Annotated in this window: 20 protein-coding genes; 11 read left to right on the top strand and 9 right to left on the bottom strand. The window is 67.0% G+C overall.

From position 1 onward, the window contains the following. Window positions 1-9: 9 nt before the first annotated feature. The 5 genes from ACFWO8_RS25575 to ACFWO8_RS25595 all read right to left on the bottom strand — a co-directional run bounded on the left by ACFWO8_RS25575 (window position 10) and on the right by ACFWO8_RS25595 (window position 5,029). Window positions 10-375, bottom strand: a complete 366-nt coding sequence (locus ACFWO8_RS25575) for a hypothetical protein (protein ID WP_378963647.1) — start codon at window positions 373-375, stop codon at window positions 10-12. Between the two features lie 8 nt (window positions 376-383). Continuing rightward, window positions 384-1,100, bottom strand: a complete 717-nt coding sequence (locus ACFWO8_RS25580; RefSeq protein WP_378963648.1) for a hypothetical protein — start codon at window positions 1,098-1,100, stop codon at window positions 384-386. A 245-nt stretch (window positions 1,101-1,345) separates the two neighbouring features. Next, window positions 1,346-1,960 (bottom strand): DUF6262 family protein, encoded by a 615-nt coding sequence (locus ACFWO8_RS25585; RefSeq protein WP_378963649.1) that lies wholly within the window; start codon window positions 1,958-1,960, stop codon window positions 1,346-1,348. Continuing rightward, window positions 1,947-4,154, bottom strand: a complete 2,208-nt coding sequence (locus ACFWO8_RS25590) for a tyrosine-type recombinase/integrase (RefSeq protein ID WP_378963650.1) — start codon at window positions 4,152-4,154, stop codon at window positions 1,947-1,949. The genes ACFWO8_RS25585 and ACFWO8_RS25590 overlap by 14 nt, the downstream gene beginning before the upstream one ends. Then, a complete protein-coding gene (locus ACFWO8_RS25595; protein WP_378963651.1) occupies window positions 4,151-5,029 on the bottom strand; it encodes a tyrosine-type recombinase/integrase in 879 nt (292 codons plus the stop codon). Before ACFWO8_RS25595 ends, ACFWO8_RS25590 begins: the two co-directional genes overlap by 4 nt. Window positions 5,030-5,329: 300 nt before the next feature. Between ACFWO8_RS25595 and ACFWO8_RS25600 the strand changes: the two genes are divergently transcribed. Then, the gene (locus tag ACFWO8_RS25600) at window positions 5,330-5,803 is read left to right on the top strand and encodes an HNH endonuclease family protein (protein WP_378963652.1); all 474 of its coding nucleotides are present in this window, start codon (window positions 5,330-5,332) and stop codon (window positions 5,801-5,803) included. A 14-nt stretch (window positions 5,804-5,817) separates the two neighbouring features. Here the strand turns inward: ACFWO8_RS25600 and ACFWO8_RS25605 are convergent, their stop codons facing one another. Further along, entirely contained in the window at window positions 5,818-6,636 is an 819-nt protein-coding gene (locus ACFWO8_RS25605; protein ID WP_378963654.1) for a sulfurtransferase, read from the bottom strand. Window positions 6,637-6,988: 352 nt separating this feature from the next. On the opposite strand from ACFWO8_RS25605, the gene ACFWO8_RS25610 reads away from it, so the two are divergent. Then, complete coding sequence (locus tag ACFWO8_RS25610; RefSeq protein ID WP_378963657.1) at window positions 6,989-8,194, top strand: benzoate/H(+) symporter BenE family transporter; 1,206 nt, start codon at window positions 6,989-6,991, stop codon at window positions 8,192-8,194. A gap of 114 nt (window positions 8,195-8,308) precedes the next feature. Here the strand turns inward: ACFWO8_RS25610 and ACFWO8_RS25615 are convergent, their stop codons facing one another. Beyond that, on the bottom strand, window positions 8,309-8,803 hold the full coding sequence (locus ACFWO8_RS25615) for an Lrp/AsnC family transcriptional regulator (protein WP_378963659.1): 495 nt from the start codon (window positions 8,801-8,803) through the stop codon (window positions 8,309-8,311). Window positions 8,804-8,975: 172 nt separating this feature from the next. Between ACFWO8_RS25615 and pdhA the strand changes: the two genes are divergently transcribed. The 7 genes from pdhA (at window position 8,976) to ACFWO8_RS25650 (ending at window position 16,044) form a co-directional block, all read left to right on the top strand. Beyond that, on the top strand, window positions 8,976-10,058 hold the full coding sequence (gene pdhA, locus ACFWO8_RS25620) for a pyruvate dehydrogenase (acetyl-transferring) E1 component subunit alpha (RefSeq protein ID WP_378963660.1): 1,083 nt from the start codon (window positions 8,976-8,978) through the stop codon (window positions 10,056-10,058). Next, window positions 10,055-11,029, top strand: coding sequence for an alpha-ketoacid dehydrogenase subunit beta (locus tag ACFWO8_RS25625; RefSeq protein ID WP_378963662.1), 975 nt, complete (start codon window positions 10,055-10,057; stop codon window positions 11,027-11,029). Before pdhA ends, ACFWO8_RS25625 begins: the two co-directional genes overlap by 4 nt. A gap of 38 nt (window positions 11,030-11,067) precedes the next feature. Then, window positions 11,068-12,402 carry a dihydrolipoamide acetyltransferase family protein gene (locus ACFWO8_RS25630; RefSeq protein WP_378963663.1) on the top strand — a complete coding sequence of 445 codons (1,335 nt, stop codon included), beginning with the start codon at window positions 11,068-11,070 and terminating at the stop codon, window positions 12,400-12,402. A gap of 146 nt (window positions 12,403-12,548) precedes the next feature. Further along, window positions 12,549-13,301: a hypothetical protein gene (locus ACFWO8_RS25635; RefSeq protein ID WP_378963664.1), complete on the top strand. Its 753-nt coding sequence runs from the start codon at window positions 12,549-12,551 to the stop codon at window positions 13,299-13,301. Window positions 13,302-13,387: 86 nt separating this feature from the next. Further along, on the top strand, window positions 13,388-14,758 hold the full coding sequence (locus ACFWO8_RS25640) for a uracil-xanthine permease family protein (RefSeq protein WP_378963665.1): 1,371 nt from the start codon (window positions 13,388-13,390) through the stop codon (window positions 14,756-14,758). A 137-nt stretch (window positions 14,759-14,895) separates the two neighbouring features. Beyond that, entirely contained in the window at window positions 14,896-15,699 is an 804-nt protein-coding gene (locus ACFWO8_RS25645) for an SDR family oxidoreductase (protein ID WP_378963666.1), read from the top strand. A gap of 126 nt (window positions 15,700-15,825) precedes the next feature. Further along, window positions 15,826-16,044, top strand: coding sequence for a hypothetical protein (locus ACFWO8_RS25650; protein WP_378963667.1), 219 nt, complete (start codon window positions 15,826-15,828; stop codon window positions 16,042-16,044). Window positions 16,045-16,135: 91 nt separating this feature from the next. On the opposite strand, the gene ACFWO8_RS25655 is transcribed toward ACFWO8_RS25650, so the two are convergent. Both ACFWO8_RS25655 and ACFWO8_RS25660 read right to left on the bottom strand, forming a co-directional pair. Next, complete coding sequence (locus tag ACFWO8_RS25655) at window positions 16,136-16,552, bottom strand: acyl-CoA thioesterase (RefSeq protein WP_378963668.1); 417 nt, start codon at window positions 16,550-16,552, stop codon at window positions 16,136-16,138. Window positions 16,553-16,559: 7 nt separating this feature from the next. Further along, window positions 16,560-17,492, bottom strand: coding sequence for an AraC family transcriptional regulator (locus tag ACFWO8_RS25660; RefSeq protein WP_378963669.1), 933 nt, complete (start codon window positions 17,490-17,492; stop codon window positions 16,560-16,562). Between the two features lie 95 nt (window positions 17,493-17,587). Here ACFWO8_RS25660 and ACFWO8_RS25665 point away from each other — a divergent pair, with 95 nt between their 5' ends. After that, window positions 17,588-18,433 carry an NAD(P)H-binding protein gene (locus ACFWO8_RS25665; RefSeq protein WP_378963670.1) on the top strand — a complete coding sequence of 282 codons (846 nt, stop codon included), beginning with the start codon at window positions 17,588-17,590 and terminating at the stop codon, window positions 18,431-18,433. 138 nt (window positions 18,434-18,571) lie between these two features. After that, on the top strand, window positions 18,572-19,948 hold the full coding sequence (locus ACFWO8_RS25670) for an MFS transporter (RefSeq protein ID WP_378963671.1): 1,377 nt from the start codon (window positions 18,572-18,574) through the stop codon (window positions 19,946-19,948). Window positions 19,949-20,046 lie beyond the last annotated feature (98 nt).

Raw genomic sequence — 20,046 nt, forward strand, 5'->3', positions numbered from 1 at the left:
CCGGTCAGGTCAGTCGGGCGCGAATCCGTTGACCTCGAATGAAATCACGACGGCGGCGACCGCGGCAGCGCCGAGGACGAACGTCACCGTGGACGCCAGTGCGAAAACCCGGACGCGCCGCCACCAGGACAATGCCAAGCCGGCGGGAATCGCGACGAGTACCGGAACCATCCAGGTTATCCAGTACCACGGCGAGATCGGTTCCGTGTCGCCTCGGTATTTCTTAGGCGTCGCCGTGAGCTCGGGGACGTCGAAGACGTTCTGCAGCAGCGCGACCAAGGGGAAATAGGCGATCACCGCCAGTATGCCGCCGGCGATGACTCCGAAGGTCGCTGGGACCAGTACATCATCCGTCCTGCTGTTCTTGTCAGTCATATCCCCACCTATTTCGAACCCGACCAGGAATGCACCGCACCGGAACCGTATACCAGGAACGACTTGGCCAGTCCGAGTTCCTCGCTCTGCGCCATGGTGTTCACGGCGGACTGGGCCATGTTGCCGTAGTCGTCGTCGGTATGGAAATTGTAGATATCGCAGATGTGGGACTGCTGCCTTAGTTCGATCTGATGTGATCCGGCCGCACCTGGATGAGCGACCGCCACGGTGGTCGAGGCAAGGCTGTACCGGCCGAGCGATTGGACATGATCGTTCGAGATTCCGGCGACGATGACCCAGTCGGTGGACAGGATGACCTTGACGGGATTCTGGGTCTTGTCCACTTCGGTGATCGCCCGGCTTATCGCGGCCTCCTTGTTGTCGGAGATTGCCACGGGGCAGGTCGAAATCGCGGAGTTGTTGTACGCGTGGCGGTCTTCGCTGATCCAATTTTCGATCGTCGATTCCTCCAATACGTAGTCATCGCCGGTCACGCGATAATAGTGATCGAACAATTTTTTGGCAATGGGGCGATCTCTCGTGCTGAAGTAGATCCCCACGGCCGCCGCTTGGGTGGCATTGGCTTGAATCAACTCGCCGGTGAAATCGCGAATTGTCTTGAATTTGCTCAAGTCGACTACCGGAAAATTTGGATGGATAGAAGTGTCGTAACTCTTTATCGGCGGCACCTGCCCATTCTCGCCACCTTGAATTTCCTCGTACATCACATTCTCCAACTCGCAGGTCTTCGATATTCCTGCACGGTCCGATGCTGGTCGGGCTACTCGGACTCTACTTCGCCGGGGGTTCGATGGCCAATTGCGGTGGCACCGATCCTGTTGCGGTGCAGTGCGTCCGGTTATCGGCAGTCAGTCCAATCGCAATCCCTGCAGGGCGAGCTAGTACTGCAACGGCACTCGTGGGTCAGTCGAGAGGATGGCCTCGGCGGCGACCGAGAACCGCTGCCAGGTCACGCCAAGTCGCTTTCACGATCTTGTCCGGTTTGCCGAGATGGAGATGCTGTCTGCATCATGCGCTTGAGCGCGGTGCGGGCAGCGATAAGTTCCTCGTCCAGCGCGGCTGCACGGCCAGTGGCGGTATCAGCACGATCGCGTTCGGATTCGAGCTGCGATCGCAGGTCGGCGGCGATTTGTTCGAGCTCGTGGATGCGTTCGACGAGCCGCTCGTGGGGAACCTGCTCGAGCTGCCCGCCGAGCAGTAACTGAACCTTCTTGCTCAGTTGCTCGCGTTCGGCCCGCAGGCTGCGGATTTCGTCACGTGCCAGCAGTAGCTCGGTGCGCAGGCCCTCGGCGCTGGCGTTGGTGGTTGCCCCTCGCCGCGAGCTTGGGCTGGTGGTGGCCTGCTGGGCGATGGCGGCTTGGACGGCATCGTGGACTGCGGTGGTGTTGTAGATGAACCAGGTGGACACGGCCGCGCGCCGCGCGACCTCGCTGATGGTGATCCGCTCGCCCGCGGCGAGCAGGTCAGCGACGGCGGCCAGGGCGCGCTCGTGTTTGGCGGTGCTATCACGGCGACGGGCATCGATGAGTCGGCGGGTGCGTTCGGCACGATCAGCTACTGCCATGGCGTGCGTCCTTGCGGGTAGTGATCGAGGCGAGGGGGATGAACGCGGCGGCTTGGCGCGCCTTGCGCAGTTCGCGCGCGGCGTCTTCGACACCGGCGCGCTGCTCGGGCGGCAGTCCCGCGAGCATGTCGGCCATCGAGGTGACAACGGTGGAGAACGCGCTGATCTGAGCATCGAAGTTGCCGATGACCCAGTCGGCGGCGTCGGTGGCCAGCGCGACCTCCTTGTCGGCTCGCAGGCTGGCGACGTGCTGTTCGATCGCCGGAAGATAGGACGGATCCGGGGCGTAGAACGAGCAGCCCGCGCATTGGAATCGGACCGGGCAGCGCTGGCCGCCGGCTTTGATGTTCGACGGCTCGGTGCAGTTGCCGAACGGGACGGCCACCGACTGGCGTTCGTAGTCGGCGGTGGAGGTGAAAGCGGCGGGGTGCCCGGACCGGTCAACGACGAATGCGGCGATCTTCTCGGTCGCAGATCGCTTGCGCTTCAACGAGATCGAGTAGTAGCCCATCGTGGTCTCGATGCTGCGATGGTCCATCAGTTCGCAGAGGACATCGACCGGAGTGCCGTTGTCGGCATGGCGCTGCGCATAGGCATGCCGCAGGCCGTAGGGGGTGATCACCGACCGGTCGAAGGGAATGGGGTTTCCCGCGTCATCAAGGCGCTGATCGACGATCTCGGGGATGGCGTCGGTCCAACTCGCGAAGACCTTCGTACCGAAGTGCTGGGACGTCAGGTGCCCCCGGCGAACGTTGTTGCGGGTACCCGGAGTGGGAAATACCCACTCGTGCAATGCATCTGGAACAGAGAGTTGCTCGAGATGGTCGAGCCAGGATCGGATCACCGTGGCGGTGTCCTGGTGGATCGGCAGCCGCCGTCCCATCCGCCGGCGCTTGTGGTTGTCGTAGATGAGCGTCGGCTTGCCCTCGACCCAGTCCAGGCAACCGCGTCGCAGCGAGGTGATCTCGTTCGGGCGGCGACCGGTGTCGCGCAGGATCTTGTAGACCGTCTGATACATCCTGGCGAAATCCGCTGCCGCCCATCCGGCCATCGCGTAGCTGGAATGACTGCCCAGCAGGTCGACATGCGCGTCGAGTTGGGCGATGACGTGTTCGGGGATCGTTCGGCCGAGGTCGTCCTCGCTGATCTCGACGGGCGCGATGGAATGAAACCGCGGGTCGATCGCAAACCCGCCGGGAACGGCGTCCATGGCACCGCTGCGGCGGGAGTGCTCGATCATCGGGCGCCAGCACCCGAGCAGGCCGCGCTGATGCGAGACCGAGTACGCGACGCCGTCGCGGTCGGCGCCACCGCGGAAACCGTCGATGACCGCGCTCATGTCGCCGATGTCCAGCAGGTCAGGGCGGTCGCCGTTGGAACGCAAAGACAGTTGCCGCGAGGCGATTTCGACGGCGTGGATGGTCTGCCGTAGCACCGTCACCGGTGGTCGGATCTCGCGGGCGAACCGCTTGGTGACCTCGCGCAGCCAGAGCTGGTCGATGCCACGGAAGTCCACGACACCGCCAACCGCGCGGTAGTGACGGTCTGCTGCGGCCTGCAGGCCCACCACCGCCGGATTCCAGATGTCGCCCAGTGTCGGGTCGGTGCCGGTGAACACGGTGTGCGCCCGCAACAGATGCGTGACGATCGACCGGAATACTCCTCGTGCGTCGGCGGGCAGGGCGTTCTCGAACCCGGTGTCACCGGCCAGCAGCAGCAAGGACTCGCAGCTGGGCGGCAGTTCTACAACGATGCGGCGGACCCGAGCCGGGACCAGGGCGAGGTTGTCACGGTCACGCTGAGAAAGCCCGTAGAGCAGTTCGGCCGCGAGTACCGCATCGACTCCGCTGAGATCGAAATGGCCGACGATGGCTGGCTCCGGGCCGGGGCGCGGATGTGCGTCCGGGTCGAAGGTCCGGTCGAAACTGTCCTGGTCGCCGCTGCGATTGCAGTAGCGTCGACAGCGCGAGCAACGCCGATTGTGGTTCTCGACCTGGGTGTTACAGCGTTCGACGCGACAAGCGAACACCGACGTCATCGGGTTCCCGATCCGGCCCGTGAACACCCGCCGCTGCGAGTCCCACTCCCCGGCGCGCCAATCCGGATCCAGCTGCGCGGCTAACCACTGCTGCCAGCTCGGCCGGTCCTCAACCGTCGGCGGACTCCACGTAGTGACCCTTGCCGGGGCGCTCACACGCCCACCCGTTCCACAGCCGCGCGCAGATCCTGAGGGTCAGGATGCTGGTAGATCGCGGTCGAGGCCCGGCTGGCATGGCCGAGCAGAGCCTGCACCACATCGATGTCGACGCCGGCGCGGGTCCACGTTGTTCCGGCGGTGTGGCGGAGCATGTGCGGGCGCAACCGGAATCCGCACCGATTGCCGATCCGTTCGACGATCTGCTTGGCATTCGAATACGACATCGGCGCCCCGGCCTGCGCACCGACGAGGTTGACCAGCACCAGATCACCGTCCATTGCGGCCGGAACCTTGTCCCGTTCGAATAGATACTCCCGATACTGGGCCACGACCTCGCCTTCCACCGGAACGACCCGTGCCCGGCCGCCCTTGGCGCGGGCCGAGTTCGGGTTGTTCTGCCGGGGCACCACATGCACGTGTGCTCCTGTATGGGCGCATCCCAGATGCGTCGAGGTCGGCAGCAGATGCATGTCCTCGCGGTGCAGGCCCAACATCTCGCCGATCCGCAGCCCGGCCCGCACCAGCAGCAAAACCAGGAACCGGTCACGCGCGGTTCGCGCCTGCGTCAGGGCCGCCAAAAGCTGTTCGGGAGTAACGGTTTTCGGTGCTACCTCAATTTCCGGCGCCTTGAGCGCCCGACTGCGGATCATCCGGAACTGGCCACCTTCGCCGACGTCGAAACCGGTGGGCAAATGAGCCAAATATTTCGGTTGGGACAACCCCGCGATCGTCTCGGACGAGACGAACCCCCGGGAGGCGCAGAACCGCAGGAACTCACACACTGCGATCAACACCGCGTTCACCGACTTGCCGGCCCGTGTCCCGCCGTGGATCTTCGGCGTCTGTTCCACCGTGAACTTGAATCGAGCCAAGTCGCCGACCCCTACTGTCCGCCAATCCAACCCGAGTCCCAAAGCCCAGTTCAGGAACCAACACACCCGCGGGACATATGCACGAACAGTGTTTGGCGATCGCCCCGCACCGTGCAGGAACAGCACCCACTCGGCCACCTCCGCGACCGGCCGACACGATTTCTCGTCAACGATCACCCAGCTCACTCGCCCCGTCGTGGGCGATACCACCTTCTCGACAACGACCGCCATCAGCCCACCCATCGCTTGTCCCTCCTGTGCCACAAATGCATTCGGATAACAGCGAGGCACGGATGGGTCGTGACACCGATCCTCTCGTCCCTCGGATATGGTTCGGCACTAGAGATAACCCGCAACAACGTCCTGGCCATGCAGTTGCGCGAGGTCGTGCATCGCGGCCGCTGCGTGGTCGTGGCGGGAGCCCTCACCGACCCCTACACCGCCACCGACATCCCCTTCAGCAAATCCGAGGGCGGCCGCATCCAGATCGACCACGTCTATCCCCTGGCCGCCGCCTGGGACATGGGCGCGGCCACCTGGCACCCCGACAAGCGCCGCCGCTTCGCCAATGACCTCGCGGTCAATCTCCTGGCCACCGGCGCCGCGACGAACCAGTCCAAAGGCGACGACACCCCGTCCGGCTGGCTCCCACCCGCGCGGCCGAACCACTGCTTCTACGCGGCGAAGTACCTCACCGTCGCCGTCGGCTACGACCTACCGATCACCGCCGCCGACAACGCCACCCTGCATGACATCGCCCGCGGCTGTCCGTGAGCCACCACCGGCGCTCACTCTCCGGTGGCCACGGCCCGCTTCGGGTCGTTCGACCACTGCGAGTACGAGCCCGGGTACAGGGCGGCGTCGATACCAGCGACAGCGAGAGCCGCGATCTGGTGGGCGGCGGTGACACCGGATCCGCAGTACACCGCGACCGGGCCTTCGCCGAATCCGGCGAAGCGAGCACGCAGGTCTTCGCCGCTCCGGAACTGCCCTGTGCCATCGAGGTTTTCGGCAGTCGGTGCGCTCACCGCGCCAGGGATGTGTCCGGGACGCGGGTCGATCGGTTCGACCTCGCCGCGGTACCGCTCGCCGGCTCGCGCGTCGAGCAGCACGCCCGGCCAGCTCGCGGCGGCGTCGGCGTCGATCACCGGCAGCCCGCCGGGACGTACCACCAGGTCACCGCAGGCCGGATCCGATTCGGCGCCGCTCGCGAGTTCCCCACCGGCCGCGATCCAGGCGGGCAGCCCGCCGTCGAGGATGCGCACGTTGTCCACACCGGCCCACCGCAGCAGCCACCATGCGCGCGCAGCCGCCGTCGCACCGGTCGCGTCGTAGACCACCACTGGATCCCCGGTGCTCAATCCCCAACTGCGCGCACACTTCTCGAAGGTGCCGGGGTCGGGTAGCGGATGCCTGCCGCGGGCAGGCGCAGGCGCACCGGCCAGCTCGGTCTCCAGGTCGACGAACACCGCGCCGGGAATATGCCCGTCGAGATAGTGCTGCGGCCCATTCGGATCACCCAGTGCCCACCGCACATCGAGCAGATGAATCGCCTTGTCCGCCAGCTCTTCCCGAAGCTCAGTCGCAGAGATCAACACCGCACCCACTACCACTCCTCCCAGCCGTTGCCGACCTGCCCCATCGTTCCCGACACCCTACGCACCCGCTCCGGATACGGCACCCAACTGCGCGAGACCGACTACCTCGCCGAACCGCCGACCTTCGCCACGACCGCCCGATCGGCACAGCGCGACACTGCTCGCGCGCCACGCCTCGATCCGCGCGGCCCGAGCCCCGGCGCCGGCACCACTCGACAACGCACAGCCATACCTGCGCGCGGCGGCAGGCGTTCCTGCAGGCCGATCACGAAACTGGACTGGACATCCGACTGGACGAATCGGTCCACTTTCGCGGGACTGGCAGGCGACGGCCGGGGATTCGTCGGGCAATATCGGCACAATGCAGCAGGTCTCCACCACCACTTCCCGTGATGTCGCCGACAAACCGGCAGGCATAGCGCAGCCGCTCGGCGCCGGCGCTATCACCGCACTGGTCGGCTTCACGAGTTCGTTCGCGGTGGTGCTCAGCGGGTTGCGGGCAGTCGGGGCGAGTCCCGCGCAGGCGGCCTCGGGGTTGCTGATCCTGTGCTTCACCCAAGGCATCGGCATCCTGCTGTTGAGTTTGCGGTACCGGATTCCGATCACGCTGGCCTGGTCAACGCCGGGTGCCGCCCTGCTGGCCAGCACCGGACTGGTCGCGGGCGGCTGGCCCGGCGCAGTCGCGGCCTTCGCGGTAACCGGCGTGCTGATCGTGATCACCGGCCTCTGGCAACGGCTCGGCTCGCTGGTGGCCGCGATCCCGGTCCCGATCGCCCAGGCGATGCTTGCCGGTGTCCTCGTCCCGCTGTGTTTGGCCCCGGTGCAGGCGCTGCGAACCTCGCCCGCGGTGGTCATCCCCGTCATCGTGGTGTGGCTGGTCCTGCAACGGTTCGCATCCAAATGGGCGGTGCTCGTCGCCTTCGCCACGGCGGCCCTCGGTACTGGCATCGACATTGTCGTGAACAACCGGAACCTGGACTTGTCCGCCATGGTCCCAACGGTGGAATGGACTGCGCCCCAATGGCATTGGCAGGCCATTATCGGCATCGCCGTGCCGCTCTACATCGTCACCATGGCCTCCCAGAACATCCCCGGCGTCGCGGTGATGCGCTCATTCGACTTTCAGGTCCCGTGGCGCCCGGCCATGCTCGTCACCGGCATCGGCACCATCATCGGTGCCGCGGCGGGTGGCCACGCGATCAACCTCGCCGCCATCAGCGCCGCCTTGGCCGCCGCCCCCACCGCCAGCCCCGATCCCAAGCGACGCTGGATCGCCGCGGCCACCGCGGGCGCCACCTACCTGGTCCTCGGCCTCGCCTCCGCCGCCCTGGTCACCCTCATCGCCGCCGCCCCCGCGGGCACCATCGAAACCGTCGCGGGCCTGGCCCTGCTGGCCACCCTCGCCGCCGCCCTGACCGGCGCCCTCAGCGACCCAGCCCATCGCATGGCAGCCCTGGTCACCTTCCTCGTAGCAGCCTCCGGCACCACCCTCTTCGGCATCGGCGGCGCCTTCTGGGCCCTCGTCGCCGGGCTGGTCGTCCGCCGCTTCCTCCCCACCGGTACCTGACCATCCACCACGCCGTTCATCGGCGCGACGGGCGGTTCAGCGAGGACAGCACCGGCCGGACACATAGCGCTGTCCGTAACTGGGCGGAGCGCGGGCGCTCCCGACGGAGAGATGTCAGTTCGGACCAGCCAGGCGGTCGAGAAGGGGGCCCGTTCGCGGTCCGACGAGTTCGCGCATGACCAGGGCCATATTGGTGCGCTCCACGCCGGGGATCTTCAGGATTCGGCCCGCGATGCGGTAGAGGTCGTCGGCGTCGCGGGCGACGATGCGCACGGTGAGGTCGGTGGCGCCGGTCATGCCGCAGACCTCGGTGACCTCGGCGACGTCGGCCAGGTCGTCCACCACGGCGTCGAGTCGGTGCTGGTCGACCACGACCGCGACGAAGGCTGCCAGTGGGTAGCCGAGGGCGCGGGGTTCCACCCGGCGTTCGAAGCTGCCGAGCACCCCACCGCTGTCCCAGCGGGCCAGACGCGCCTGCACCGTGTTGCGCGACAGGCCGAGGCGCGCCGCGAGCTCCACCCCGGTGGCGCGCGGGTTGGCGATCAGTTCGCGCAGTAGCCGCGCGTCGGTGGCATCGAGTGTCACGGCGTCCGGTTCGCGACTGGTCATACAACGCAGTATGACAGCGCCGGACCGGCGCAGACCATGCATTCTGCTCATTTGCGCGTGTGCAGCTTGCGCACCCCGCGTTATCGTGGATGCTGAGTGATACACATCGCACTCAGCGAAAGTGGCGTACCTGCGTCGGCCCACAAGGCACGGTGGCGAGGAGGCGATCACGATGTCGCAGAAGCAGACCTACCCGGTCCAGTTGATTCAGCCCGACGGTCGTCGGGTGTTCGACAAGGAGCACGGCGCGCTGGTCGCCGATGTCGATGCCGAGCGGTTGCGGCAGTTGTATCGGGACATGGTGATCACCCGCCGGATCGATGTCGAAGCGACCGCGTTGCAACGCCAAGGCCAGCTCGGATTGTGGCCGCCACTGCTCGGCCAGGAGGCCGCGCAAGTCGGCTCGGCACACGCGCTGCACCCCGATGACTACGTGTTCTGTTCCTACCGCGAAACCGCCGTCGCGTACTGCCGAGGCGTGCCGCCCGAGCAGCTCACCGCCCTGTGGCGCGGCGTCTCCCACCACTGCTGGGACCCCGGCGAGGTCAATATGACCAATGCCAATATCGTCGTCGGCTCCCAGGGCCTGCACGCCACCGGTTACGCCTTCGCCGCCCACCTCGACGGCGCCGATATCGCGACCATCACCTATTTCGGCGACGGCGCGACGAGCCAGGGCGATATCGCCGAAGCACTCGGATTCGCCGCGGCGTGGAGCGCGCCGGTCGTGTTCTTCTGCCAGAACAATCAGTGGGCGATCAGCGAACCGGTGGCCGTGCAGAGCAAATTCCCGCTGGTGCGCCGTGCCGACGGCTACGGGATTCCGGGCGTGCAGGTCGACGGCAACGATGTCCTCGCCGTCCTGGCCGTCACCCGGCAAGCCGTCGAACGCGCCCGCACCGGCGGCGGCCCCACCTTCATCGAGGCGATGACCTACCGGATGGGCCCGCACACCACCGCCGACGACCCGAGCCGCTATCGGACTGCCGCCGACACCGAGTACTGGGGACAGCGTGACCCCATCGAACGCGTGCGTTTACTCCTCGAGCACGAGGGCCACCTCTCCCCCGCGTTCGCCCAGCAGGTCACCGACGAGGCCGACGACGTCGCCCGCCGCCTGCGCACCGCGACGATCGAGATGCCCGACCCCGATCCCGAGCGGATGTTCGACAACGTCTACGCCACCGAGCACTCGCTGATGACCGAAGAGCGCCAACAGTTCTCGGCCTACCTCGCCGAAGGAGCGCAGTCATGATCACCACCTTCGCCGCCGCCCTCAACACCGGCCTGCGCAACGCGATGGAAGACGACGCCAAGGTCGTCTTGCTCGGCGAGGACATCGGTCGGCTCGGTGGCGTGTTCCGCGTGACCGACACCCTGCAGAAGGATTTCGGCGACAACCGCGTCATCGACACGCCGCTGGCTGAATCCGGCATCGTCGGAACAGCTTTCGGGATGGCGTTGCGCGGGTACCGGCCCGTGGTGGAGATCCAGTTCGACGGTTTCGTCTATCCGGCCTTCGACCAGATCGTTTCCCAGGTCGCCAAGATCCACAACCGTACCGGTGGAAAAGTGAAGGCTCCGTTGACAATCCGCATTCCGTTCGGCGGTGGCATCGGCGCGGTCGAGCACCATTCGGAATCACCGGAGGTGTATTTCGCGCACACCGCGGGCCTTCGCGTTGTCTCACCGAGTACGCCCGCCGACGCGTATTCGATGATCCGCCAGGCCATCGCACTGGACGATCCGGTGATCTTCTTCGAACCGAAACGTCGCTATTGGGACAAAGCCGACGTGGATTTCGAAGGCGAACCGGATCTGCCACTGCACAAGGCCAGGGTCTGTACCCGCGGCGTCGATGTCACCGTCGTCGCCTACGGCGGCACCGTCGCCACCGCGCTGACAGCGGCGAAAATCGCTGCCGAGGAAGGTCATTCGCTCGAGGTGATCGACCTGCGCAGCCTCTCACCGATCGACGTGGACACGATCGCCGAATCGGTGGACAAGACCGGCAGGCTGATCGTCGTGCACGAGGCGCCCGTGTTCGCCGGGCTCGGCGCCGAGATCGCCGCCCGCGTCACCGAACGCTGCTTCTATCACCTGGAGGCGCCGGTGCTGCGCGTCGGTGGCTACGACATTCCCTACCCCCCGGCTAAGCTCGAAAAGCACCACCTGCCCGACCCCGACCGCATTCTGGCGGCGGTCGACCGCTGCCTTTCCGCCTGAATCGTCAGGGCCGGCGGCGGTAGCTTGCCAACAGAGCGATGAAAGGTGCCCTCGTGCCGGAACCAGCCGCCACCGACGACGGTCATGTTCTCGAATTCCGCCTGCCCGACCTGGGCGAAGGCCTGGCCGACGGCGACCTGGTGTCCTGGGCCGTCGCGGTCGGCGACACGGTGGAACTGAACCAGACCATCGCCGAGGTGGAGACCGCGAAGGCCGTGGTCGCGCTGCCGTCGCCGTTCTCCGGGGTGGTGGTCGAACTGCTGGCTCAGCCCGGTGACACCGTGCCGGTCGGCGCGCCGCTGATCCGGGTGCGCAACGACCTAGAGGTGTCCCCGCCGCCGGCCGCGGAGCCGCGCACGAACGTCCTGGTCGGCTACGGGCCCGAGGCCGAATCGACTTCGCGCAGAAGGAAATCCACATCATCGATGGCCGCGAGCACGCCGAGCACCCACCGCGCCGCCGCGACCCCCGCGGCACGCAAACTGGCCAAGGAACTCGGCATCGACCTGTGGTTCGTCGCGGGTTCGGGGCCGGAGGGCGCGGTCACCGTCGAAGACGTGCGCTCGGCCGTTCCGGTGACCCAGCCGCGCACCCCAGCCCGCCTCGGTGACATCGCGCCGACCCCGTCGAACGGCCACGTCACCGATGCCGACGGGCTCATCGAGCCGACCGCCCGCGAAGAACGCACCCCCATCGCAGGCATCCGCAAGCGCACGGCGGCCGCGATGCAGGCCAGTTCGCGCACGATCCCGCAGGCCAGCACCTTCGTCACCGTCGACTGCACGGCCTCGATGGAACTGCTCGACCACCTGCGCACCACCAAATCCTTCGAAGACCTCACTCTCACCCCACTGGCCCTGGTCGCCAAGGCGACGCTGGCGGCGATCGCGGAGTACCCGGGGATCAATACCGCCTGGGACGAGCAGAACCAGGAAATCATCACCAAGCACTACGTGAACCTGGGGATCGCGGTCGCCTCCGACCGTGGCCTGATGGTGCCCAATCTCAAGGAAGCGCAGTCACTGAGCCTGCGCGAACTGTGCCGCGAGATCAGCTGGGCGGCCGAAACGGCCCGCTCCGGCAACGCCACCCCCAACGACCTGCGCGGCGGCACCTTCACCCTCACCAATGTCGGGGTATTCGGCGTCGACTCCGGTGTACCACTGGTGAATCCGGGTGAGGCCGCGATCCTGTGCATCGGCTCGATTCGCAAGCGCCCGTGGGTTTTCCGCGACGAACTGGCGGTCCGCTGGGTCACCACGCTCGGTCTCAGCTTCGACCACCGCATGGTCGACGGCGAACTCGGCGCCCGCTTCCTCGCCACCACCGCAGGTTTCCTGGAGGATCCGCTGACGCTGCTCAGCCGCATCTGAGAGGCCGTGTGAGCACAACAGTTGTCGATGGCAGGTCATGACCTTGCCGGAAGCCGACCGTATAGTTCGGGCGGTGCGCGTCCGATCAGGCTCGGCGCCGCACGAACACAGATGTCGGCAAGTTCAGCCAGAAAATGGGGGGCGTCATGGGGTATCCGTATGGGCCGCAACAAGGTCAGGGCTATCCGCCCGCGGGTCAGCAGGGTTACCAGCCCGGCGGATATCCGGCGCCCGGTCCCGGTGGGCCTGGGTTCGGCGCTCCCGGTCACGGCACTCCTGGCGACGGCGCTGCCGGTTACGGCGCTCCCGGTTACGGCACGCCTGGGCACGGCGGACCTGGTTACGGCGCTCCCAACCACGGCAATCCGCAGTACGGCATGCCCGGCTACGGCGCTCCGCAGGGTGCGGTCAGCGGCGCCACTGGGATCCTCGCCGCCGTTCTCGCCCTTGTGCTTTCGCTGATTTCCCTGGGCGGGGCGGTCGTCAGTTACAACTCACCGCTCGCGACGGAATGCACCGGCAAGTTCGTCCAGCTACCGGACGGCAGCTTCGGGTGTTCGAGCACCTCCCTCACTCCGCTGGTAACGACCTTCCTGGTGATCGGCGCCATCATCGGCGTGCTGCTGCTCACCGGCTCGATCCTGCTGTTCCTGCGTAAGACTGCGGGCCGGGTGATCGTCATCGTCGTGTCGACGCTCAGTGCGCTCGGCGGCGTCGCGTCCCTCGCGTCCATGGCCGATGCTCCCGTGACTTCGGAAGCGGGTATGACTATCTCCGGAGTCCAAGCCGCTGTCGCGATCTTGATGTTGGTCTTGGCAGCGGCACCGTCGACCGGACGCTGGATTCGGGCAGCACAGCGGCGACCGAACTACCCGCAGGGCAATTACCAGCGGTATTGAACCGATCCGAGCGATATATCCGACCCGCAACGCTGACGAAACACGGCGCGCACTCACGGTAAAAAACGGGGACTACAACCTGTTACATGAGTGAGGCGCATCCCGTCGACACCAGACTGCCGTTCGCTCGGCAGCTGGCTTTCGGCATCCAGCACGTCCTGATCATGTACACCGGCTGTATCACCGTGCCGCTGGTATTCGGCGCGGCCGCGGGGCTCGACCGGGCGACGATCGGACTGTTGATCAGCGCTGATCTGCTGGTCGCGGGCATCATCACGCTGGTGCAGAGCCTCGGTGTCGGCAAACTCGCCGGTGCCCGGCTGCCGATCGTGTGTGGTGCCACGTTCGTCGGGCTCAACCCGATGATCCTGATCGCCAAGGAGTACGGGCTCGACGCCGTGTACGGGTCGATGCTGATCGGTGGTGTGGTCGGTGTCGCGCTGGCGTGGCCGTTCGCGCGGGTGGTGCGGTTCTTCCCGCCGCTGGTCACCGGGACCGTGCTGACGGTGGTCGGTGTATCGCTGATCGGGGTCGCCGGGGGCCTGATCATCGGGACCGATCCGAAGTCGCCGAGTTTCGCCTCGCCGTCGAATATCGGGCTGGCCGCCGTGGTCGTGCTGATCGCGGTCGGGTTCGTCTGCCTCGGGCGCGGCGTGTGGTCGCAGCTCGGCGTGCTGATCGCGCTGGTCGCGGGCATCGTGATCGCGCTGCCGATGGGGCTGATCACCACTGCGGGGGTCGGCACCGCCGACTGGATCGGCATCCCGCAGCCGTTCCACTTCGGGTCGCCGCAGTTCCCGGTGACCGCGGTGGTGGCGATGAGCATCGTGATGGCCGTGGTGTTCGCCGAGTCGACCGCGAGCATGCTGGCGATCAGCGAGATCACCGGCAAGCCGCTCAGCAAGGGTGATCTCGCGCGCGGCCTGGTCGGTGACGGCCTGTCGGGCGTGCTCGGCGGCATCTTCACCGCGTTCGTCGACACGATCTTCAATCAGAACGTCGGCGCGGTCGCCACGACCAGGGTCTACAGCCGGTATGTGACCGCGGTGAGCGGCGCGATCCTGGTGGTGCTCGGGCTGGTGCCACGCATCGGTGAGGTGGTCGCGGTGATTCCGAAGCCGGTGGTCGGCGGGGTCGGGCTGGTGCTGTTCGCGACGGTCGCCGTCGTCGGCGTCACCACGCTGCTGAAAGCCGATCTGACGGACCGGGTCAACGCCACCGTCGCCGCCACCGCGATCGGCATCGGACTGCTGCCGGTCTTCACCAAGGACATGTTCGACAAGTTCCCTACCTCGGCGCAGATCCTCCTCGACAGCGGTGTCACCCTCGGCGCGGCCACCGCGTTCCTGCTGAACCTGGTCTTCAACCACACTCGCCTCGGCACCGTCGCGCGCGGCTCGACCACACCGCCACCGACGTCTCTGCCCACCACCGGGCAACCTGCCGCCGCGATCTGATCGAGCCGAGAGAACCAGTCGCGGCCTGCGCCACATTCCCAGCCCGCACATCCCGACCCCGAGGAGGGATCGGCGGGACCGCCGGGGGCGCGAACTCGAGCGCGCCAGCGCTCCACGAATCGAGCTAGGGTGCGGGGATGGAGATAGCAGGCAAGGTCGCGATCGTCACCGGCGCGGGTGCGGGTATCGGTGCCGCACTCGCTCATCGTCTCGTCGCCGGTGACGCGCGGGTAGTCGTCGCCGATCTCGACGCGGACAGCGCGGCGAAGGTGGCGGCCGACCTCGGCGCCCATGCGATCGCGGTCGGTGGTGATGTGGCCGATGAGCAGGTCGTCGCGGAAGTGATCGCCACCGCCGAACGCGAATTCGGCCCGGTAGACCTATATTTCGCGAACGCCGGCATCGGTGGCGGCCCCGGTCTCGACAGCACCGAGGCGCAGTGGGCGAGCACCATCGACATCAACGTCATGGCCCACGTGCGGGCCGCGAAACTGCTTGTTCCCGGCTGGCTCGAGCGCGGCAGCGGCTATTTCATCTCCACCGCGTCCGCCGCGGGCCTGCTCACCCAAATCGGTTCCGCCCCTTACTCGGTGACCAAACACGCGGCGGTCGGCTTCGCCGAATGGCTCTCGGTCACCTACGGCGACAAGGGCATTCGCGTGAGCTGCCTGTGCCCGATGGGGGTGGACACCCAACTGCTCACCGGTGCGCTCATCCCCGACAGCCCGGAAGCAGCCGCGCTGGCGATCAAAGCCGTGAAGACGGCGGGCGCGGTGCTCTCCCCCGAGGAAGTCGCCGACACCGTCATCGAGGCGATGGCCGCCGAGCACTTCCTGATCCTGCCGCACCCCGAGGTACTGCAGATGTACCGCAACAAGGGTTCCGACTACGACCGGTGGATTTCCGGCATGCGCCGGTTCCAGACCATGCTGCGCGCGTGAACACCGGACGATACGCCCGAAAAAATTCGGCGAGGTAGCGGCGAGATCGCTCGATTCCTGCCACGATGGTCGGTAGCCGCCGGTCACGATCCGCTGACCGGCGGAGGTCTACGCGGAGATCCGGCGATGGCACACCTGATGTATTTCAAGAAGGTTCGCGACGAACTCACCGAGGTCGAGTACGCCTGGGGACCGAGCCGGGACCAACTCGACTCGTCGGTGGTGATCGACAAAACCACCTTCGCCGCCCTTCCCGGGCCACCGGGCTACTCGCCGGCAGGCCAGATCATCCTGCGCGCCCGCCGCGGCAGCGAATGGCCCGAGGTAGGGGTTATCGCGTCCTGAACGCTCTACCGCGACAGGCTCCAGACCAGCAGATCCCCCGAGGTAGGGGTCATAGCCTCCTGAAGGCTGTACCGCGACGGGCTCCAGACCACTAATCGGTGACGAGTTCTGCTGCCGCCGTGCGCACGACTTCGGGGATCGCCACCGGTTTGCGGGTGTCGGCGTCGACATAGACGTGGACGAATTCGCCGGTCGCGGCGAGCTCGAGACCGGCGTCGCCCTCTCGGAAGATCGCCAGATCGTAGGTGATACTCGAGTTGCCGAGGCGGGCGATGCGAAGCCCCACCTGAAGCTGGTCGGGGAAGCTCACCGACCCGTGGAACCGGCACGAGGTCTGGGCGACGACGCCGAGGGCGGGCAGCTCGGTGATATCGGTGCCGGTGGCGCGCATCAGCCAGGCGTTCACGGCGGTGTCGAAGAAGGAGTAGTAGGTCACGTTGTTCACGTGGCCGTACTGGTCGTTGTCGGCCCACCGGGTCGGCATCGGCCACAGGACGGGATAGCTCATCGGGCCATCATGCCGCGCTTCCCTGCCGGTGGTCGCGCGGGCTCACCCCGAAGTGCCGTTTGAAGGCGGTGCTGAGCGCGAACGCGCTCCCGTATCCCACTTGGTGAGCGATGGATTCCACCGTCACATCGGATTCGGCGAGCAGATCGGCCGCGAGCGAGAGCCGCCATTCGGTCAGGAAACTCATCGGGGGTTCCCCGACCAGCTCGGTGAATCGGCGGGCCAGCGCGGCGCGCGACATGCCGACCGCCTCGGCCAACGCGACCACCGTCCACGGATGGGCCGGATTGTGTTGGAGCAGGCGAAGGGCCTTGCCGACCACCGGGTCGCTGTAGGCGTGGTACCAGGCGGGGGCGTCGTCGCGGGCGAACCACGCGCGCAGCGCGGCGATGAGCAGCAGATCGAGCAGGCGGTCGAGGACGGCGGTTTGCGCGGGCAGGTCCTTGGTCGCCTCGTCGACGAGCAGGTCGAGCAATCGAGTATCGAGCTCCCCGCGCGGCAGCACCGCGACCTGTGGCAGCGCGCGCAGCAACCGCCTACTCACCGCGCCCGCCGATTCGTAGGTTCCGGTGACCATCAGCGTCTCACCCTCGGGATCGGTGCCCCACTGCCGCACACCGAGACTCAGTGTCTCGCAGAGTATTTCGCCATCCGGCGTCGTGGTGATCTGACCCGGCCGGATGACGATCTCGGGTTCGGTCGCCGGATCGTCGGCCACCGTATACGGCTGCGGCCCACGGAAAACCGCCACATCGCCCGCGCCGAGTTGCCGCGGGGGCATCGAATCCGTACTGACCCAAGCCTTTCCGCGGATCATCGCGAGCACCGTGAGCGGGGCCTCATCCTGCACGCGCAGCGACCACGGCGGGTTCAGCAGCGAACACATGAGGAACGCACCACGGGCGCGTGGACCTTCGAGCAGACCGGCTAACGCATCCACCCTGTCCACAGTAGACGACAACGCGTAGACGACAACGCATGTTCGTGAGCGGCACGACGATGTCGCCGCGAGCCGCGCGGCGGTGTACTTATCTCATGACAAACACCGCTTCTCACCAGCAGCTTTCCCTCATCACCGGCGCTACGGGCAAGACCGGCAGCCGGGTGGCGGCCCTCCTCGAAGCCGCCGGACGACCGGTTCGCCACGGCTCGCGCACCGCCGCGATCCCCTTCGACTGGACCGACCGCGAGACCTGGGCACCCGCGCTCACAGGTGTCGACTCCGTCTACCTGGCCTTCCAGCCCGACCTCGCCGTCCCCGGCGCCCCGGACATCATCCGCGCGTTCACCGCCGCCGCCCGATCCGCCGGCGTTCGCTCGGTGGTGCTGCTGTCCGGTCGCGGCGAACCAGAAGCGCTGGAATGCGAAGAGATCGTGCGGGATTCGGGCCTGAGCTGGACCATCGTGCGCTGCGCCTTCTTCGCCCACAACTTCAGCGAAGGCGCCTTCGTCGACGACGTGCTCGCCGGCGCGGTAGCGCTGCCCAACGGCGATGTGCCGGAGCCGTTCGTGCACGTCGACGACATCGCCGAGGTGGCGGCGGCCGCGCTCACCGACCCGCGCCACGCCGGTCAGCTCTACGAACTCACCGGCCCACGCGCCCTGACCTTCACCGATGCGGTCGGCGAGATCGCCGCGGCCACCGGTCGCGAGATCGCCTTCATCCCCGTGTCCCGGCCGGAATTCGTTGCGGCCCTGAGCGAATACCAGGTTCCCGAGGACGCGATCAGCCTGCTCGACTACCTCTTCGGCACCATCCTCGACGGCCGTAACTCTTCCACCGCCGACGGTGTCCGCCGCGCCCTCGGCCGCGAGGCCCGCGATTTCACCGACTACGCCAAGGAGACCGCCGCCACCGGAGCCTGGACACCCCAGCAGTAATAGCTGGACAGTCGATCACCAGGCAATGGCGCAAGTATCGCCCGAGAGGCGATCCGCGCCCTTGCCTGGTGATCTCGAAATGCCAGGTGCACCGCGATCAGCGGCGAGGCCGGAGTCCTGCCCGGTACCGTCGAAGCGGTGAGTTCAGTGACGATCGACCGCGGACTTCGGCTGGCCAGGGCCGCGGTGTTCGCGGCTTTCACGCTGAACGGGGTTCTGCTGGCCATGTGGGTGGTCCACATTCCGGCGATCACCGACCGGACCGGGGTGTCGCCCTCGACGCTCAGCGTGCTCGTGCTGCTGATGGCGGGCGCTGCGCTCGTCGGTATGCGGCTCGCGGGCCCGGCCGCCGACCGGTTCGGCAGCCGCACGCTGGTCGCCTTGGCCGCATCGGCCATATCCGTGACCGTGCTCGGCCCGGGGCTGGCGACCGATCCGGTCACCTTGGCGATTGCCTTGGCCTGCTTCGGGTTCGGGATGGGCGCCCTCGACGTATCGATGAACACCCAGGCGGTGCACGTGGAACGTGCGTACCGCCGACCGATCATGTCCTCGTTCCATGCGATGTTCTCGGCGGGCGCGTTCGCCGGTTCTCTGGTCGGCGCGGCTGCCCAACACGCGGGGTGGGCGACGCAGCTGACGCTGCTCTGCTCCGGGATCGGCGGGCTGGTCATCACCGCAGTGCTGGTGCCACACTTGCTCGGCCACAGTCGAACCGAATCACCCTCGCATCCAGAGCATTACGACAGTGCCGGTACGCAGCCCGTTTTCACCGCGAGCCAGGATCCGACAGCCGACTCGCACGCAACCGCGGGCGGACGAGACCATACCCACGCGAGCCACTCGACAGAACTCCGACCCCGTGGTGCCGTTCCCGCCGACTCGGCTCGGCTCCGCACCGACCAGCGGAGCGAACGACGCCGGCGAACACAGAAAGTGTTCTCGCTCGGGTGCATAGCGTTCGTCCTTCTCCTCGCCGAGGGTGTGGCGGCCGACTGGAGTGCACTACAGGTACGCGAACACCTCGACACCTCCGAGGCAGCTGCCGCCCTAGCTTTCGGCGCCTTCTCCGCCACCATGACCCTCGGTCGATTCCTCGCCGATCGGGTGAGTGGCGCCATCGGCCCCGTAGCGATCGTCCGCTACGGAAGCCTGCTCGCCGCAGCGGGATTCGCAGTGGTCATCGCCTCACCTTGGCTCCCACTCACCCTCCTCGGCTGGGCGATGTGCGGCCTCGGCCTCGCAGGCGGCGTCCCCCAGATCTTCTCCACCGCAGGCAACCTCGGCGGCACCACAGCGGCAACAGACATGTCCCGCGTCTTCACCATCGGCTACCTCGGCCTCCTAGCAGGCCCCGCCATGATCGGCTGGCTCACCGCCCTGATCCCCCTCACCGCCGCACTCACGATGCCCCTGATCCTCACACTGATCTGCGCAGCCGCCGCCAACATCGTCACCCCAGCCCGCACCCCCACCGCACTACCAACCACACCCCACACCCCAAATCCGCCATGACCGCACTCCCCACCACCGCACTCCCGACCCTTAGGGAGGGACGGCCACGAAGTGGCCGGTCCGCGGCCGGGTCGCCGGTTAGCGCTCGAAAGCGCTGA

Source organism: Nocardia sp. NPDC058480, assembly GCF_042720495.1.
In the GTDB taxonomy this organism is placed as follows: domain Bacteria; phylum Actinomycetota; class Actinomycetes; order Mycobacteriales; family Mycobacteriaceae; genus Nocardia.

Bases quoted from the DNA above. Each gene is read 5' to 3' on its own strand.
- ACFWO8_RS25625 (WP_378963662.1), top strand. From the start codon at position 10,055: ATGATCACCACCTTCGCCGCCGCCCTCAACACCGGCCTGCGCAACGCG.
- ACFWO8_RS25640 (WP_378963665.1), top strand. From the start codon at position 13,388: ATGAGTGAGGCGCATCCCGTCGACACCAGACTGCCGTTCGCTCGGCAG.
- ACFWO8_RS25610 (WP_378963657.1), top strand. From the start codon at position 6,989: ATGCAGCAGGTCTCCACCACCACTTCCCGTGATGTCGCCGACAAACCG.
- ACFWO8_RS25585 (WP_378963649.1), bottom strand. From the start codon at position 1,960: ATGGCAGTAGCTGATCGTGCCGAACGCACCCGCCGACTCATCGATGCC.
- ACFWO8_RS25665 (WP_378963670.1), top strand. From the start codon at position 17,588: ATGACAAACACCGCTTCTCACCAGCAGCTTTCCCTCATCACCGGCGCT.
- ACFWO8_RS25650 (WP_378963667.1), top strand. From the start codon at position 15,826: ATGGCACACCTGATGTATTTCAAGAAGGTTCGCGACGAACTCACCGAG.
- ACFWO8_RS25615 (WP_378963659.1), bottom strand. From the start codon at position 8,803: ATGACCAGTCGCGAACCGGACGCCGTGACACTCGATGCCACCGACGCG.
- ACFWO8_RS25575 (WP_378963647.1), bottom strand. From the start codon at position 375: ATGACTGACAAGAACAGCAGGACGGATGATGTACTGGTCCCAGCGACC.
- ACFWO8_RS25655 (WP_378963668.1), bottom strand. From the start codon at position 16,552: ATGAGCTATCCCGTCCTGTGGCCGATGCCGACCCGGTGGGCCGACAAC.
- ACFWO8_RS25645 (WP_378963666.1), top strand. From the start codon at position 14,896: ATGGAGATAGCAGGCAAGGTCGCGATCGTCACCGGCGCGGGTGCGGGT.
- ACFWO8_RS25635 (WP_378963664.1), top strand. From the start codon at position 12,549: ATGGGGTATCCGTATGGGCCGCAACAAGGTCAGGGCTATCCGCCCGCG.
- ACFWO8_RS25630 (WP_378963663.1), top strand. From the start codon at position 11,068: ATGAAAGGTGCCCTCGTGCCGGAACCAGCCGCCACCGACGACGGTCAT.
- pdhA (WP_378963660.1), top strand. From the start codon at position 8,976: ATGTCGCAGAAGCAGACCTACCCGGTCCAGTTGATTCAGCCCGACGGT.
- ACFWO8_RS25580 (WP_378963648.1), bottom strand. From the start codon at position 1,100: ATGTACGAGGAAATTCAAGGTGGCGAGAATGGGCAGGTGCCGCCGATA.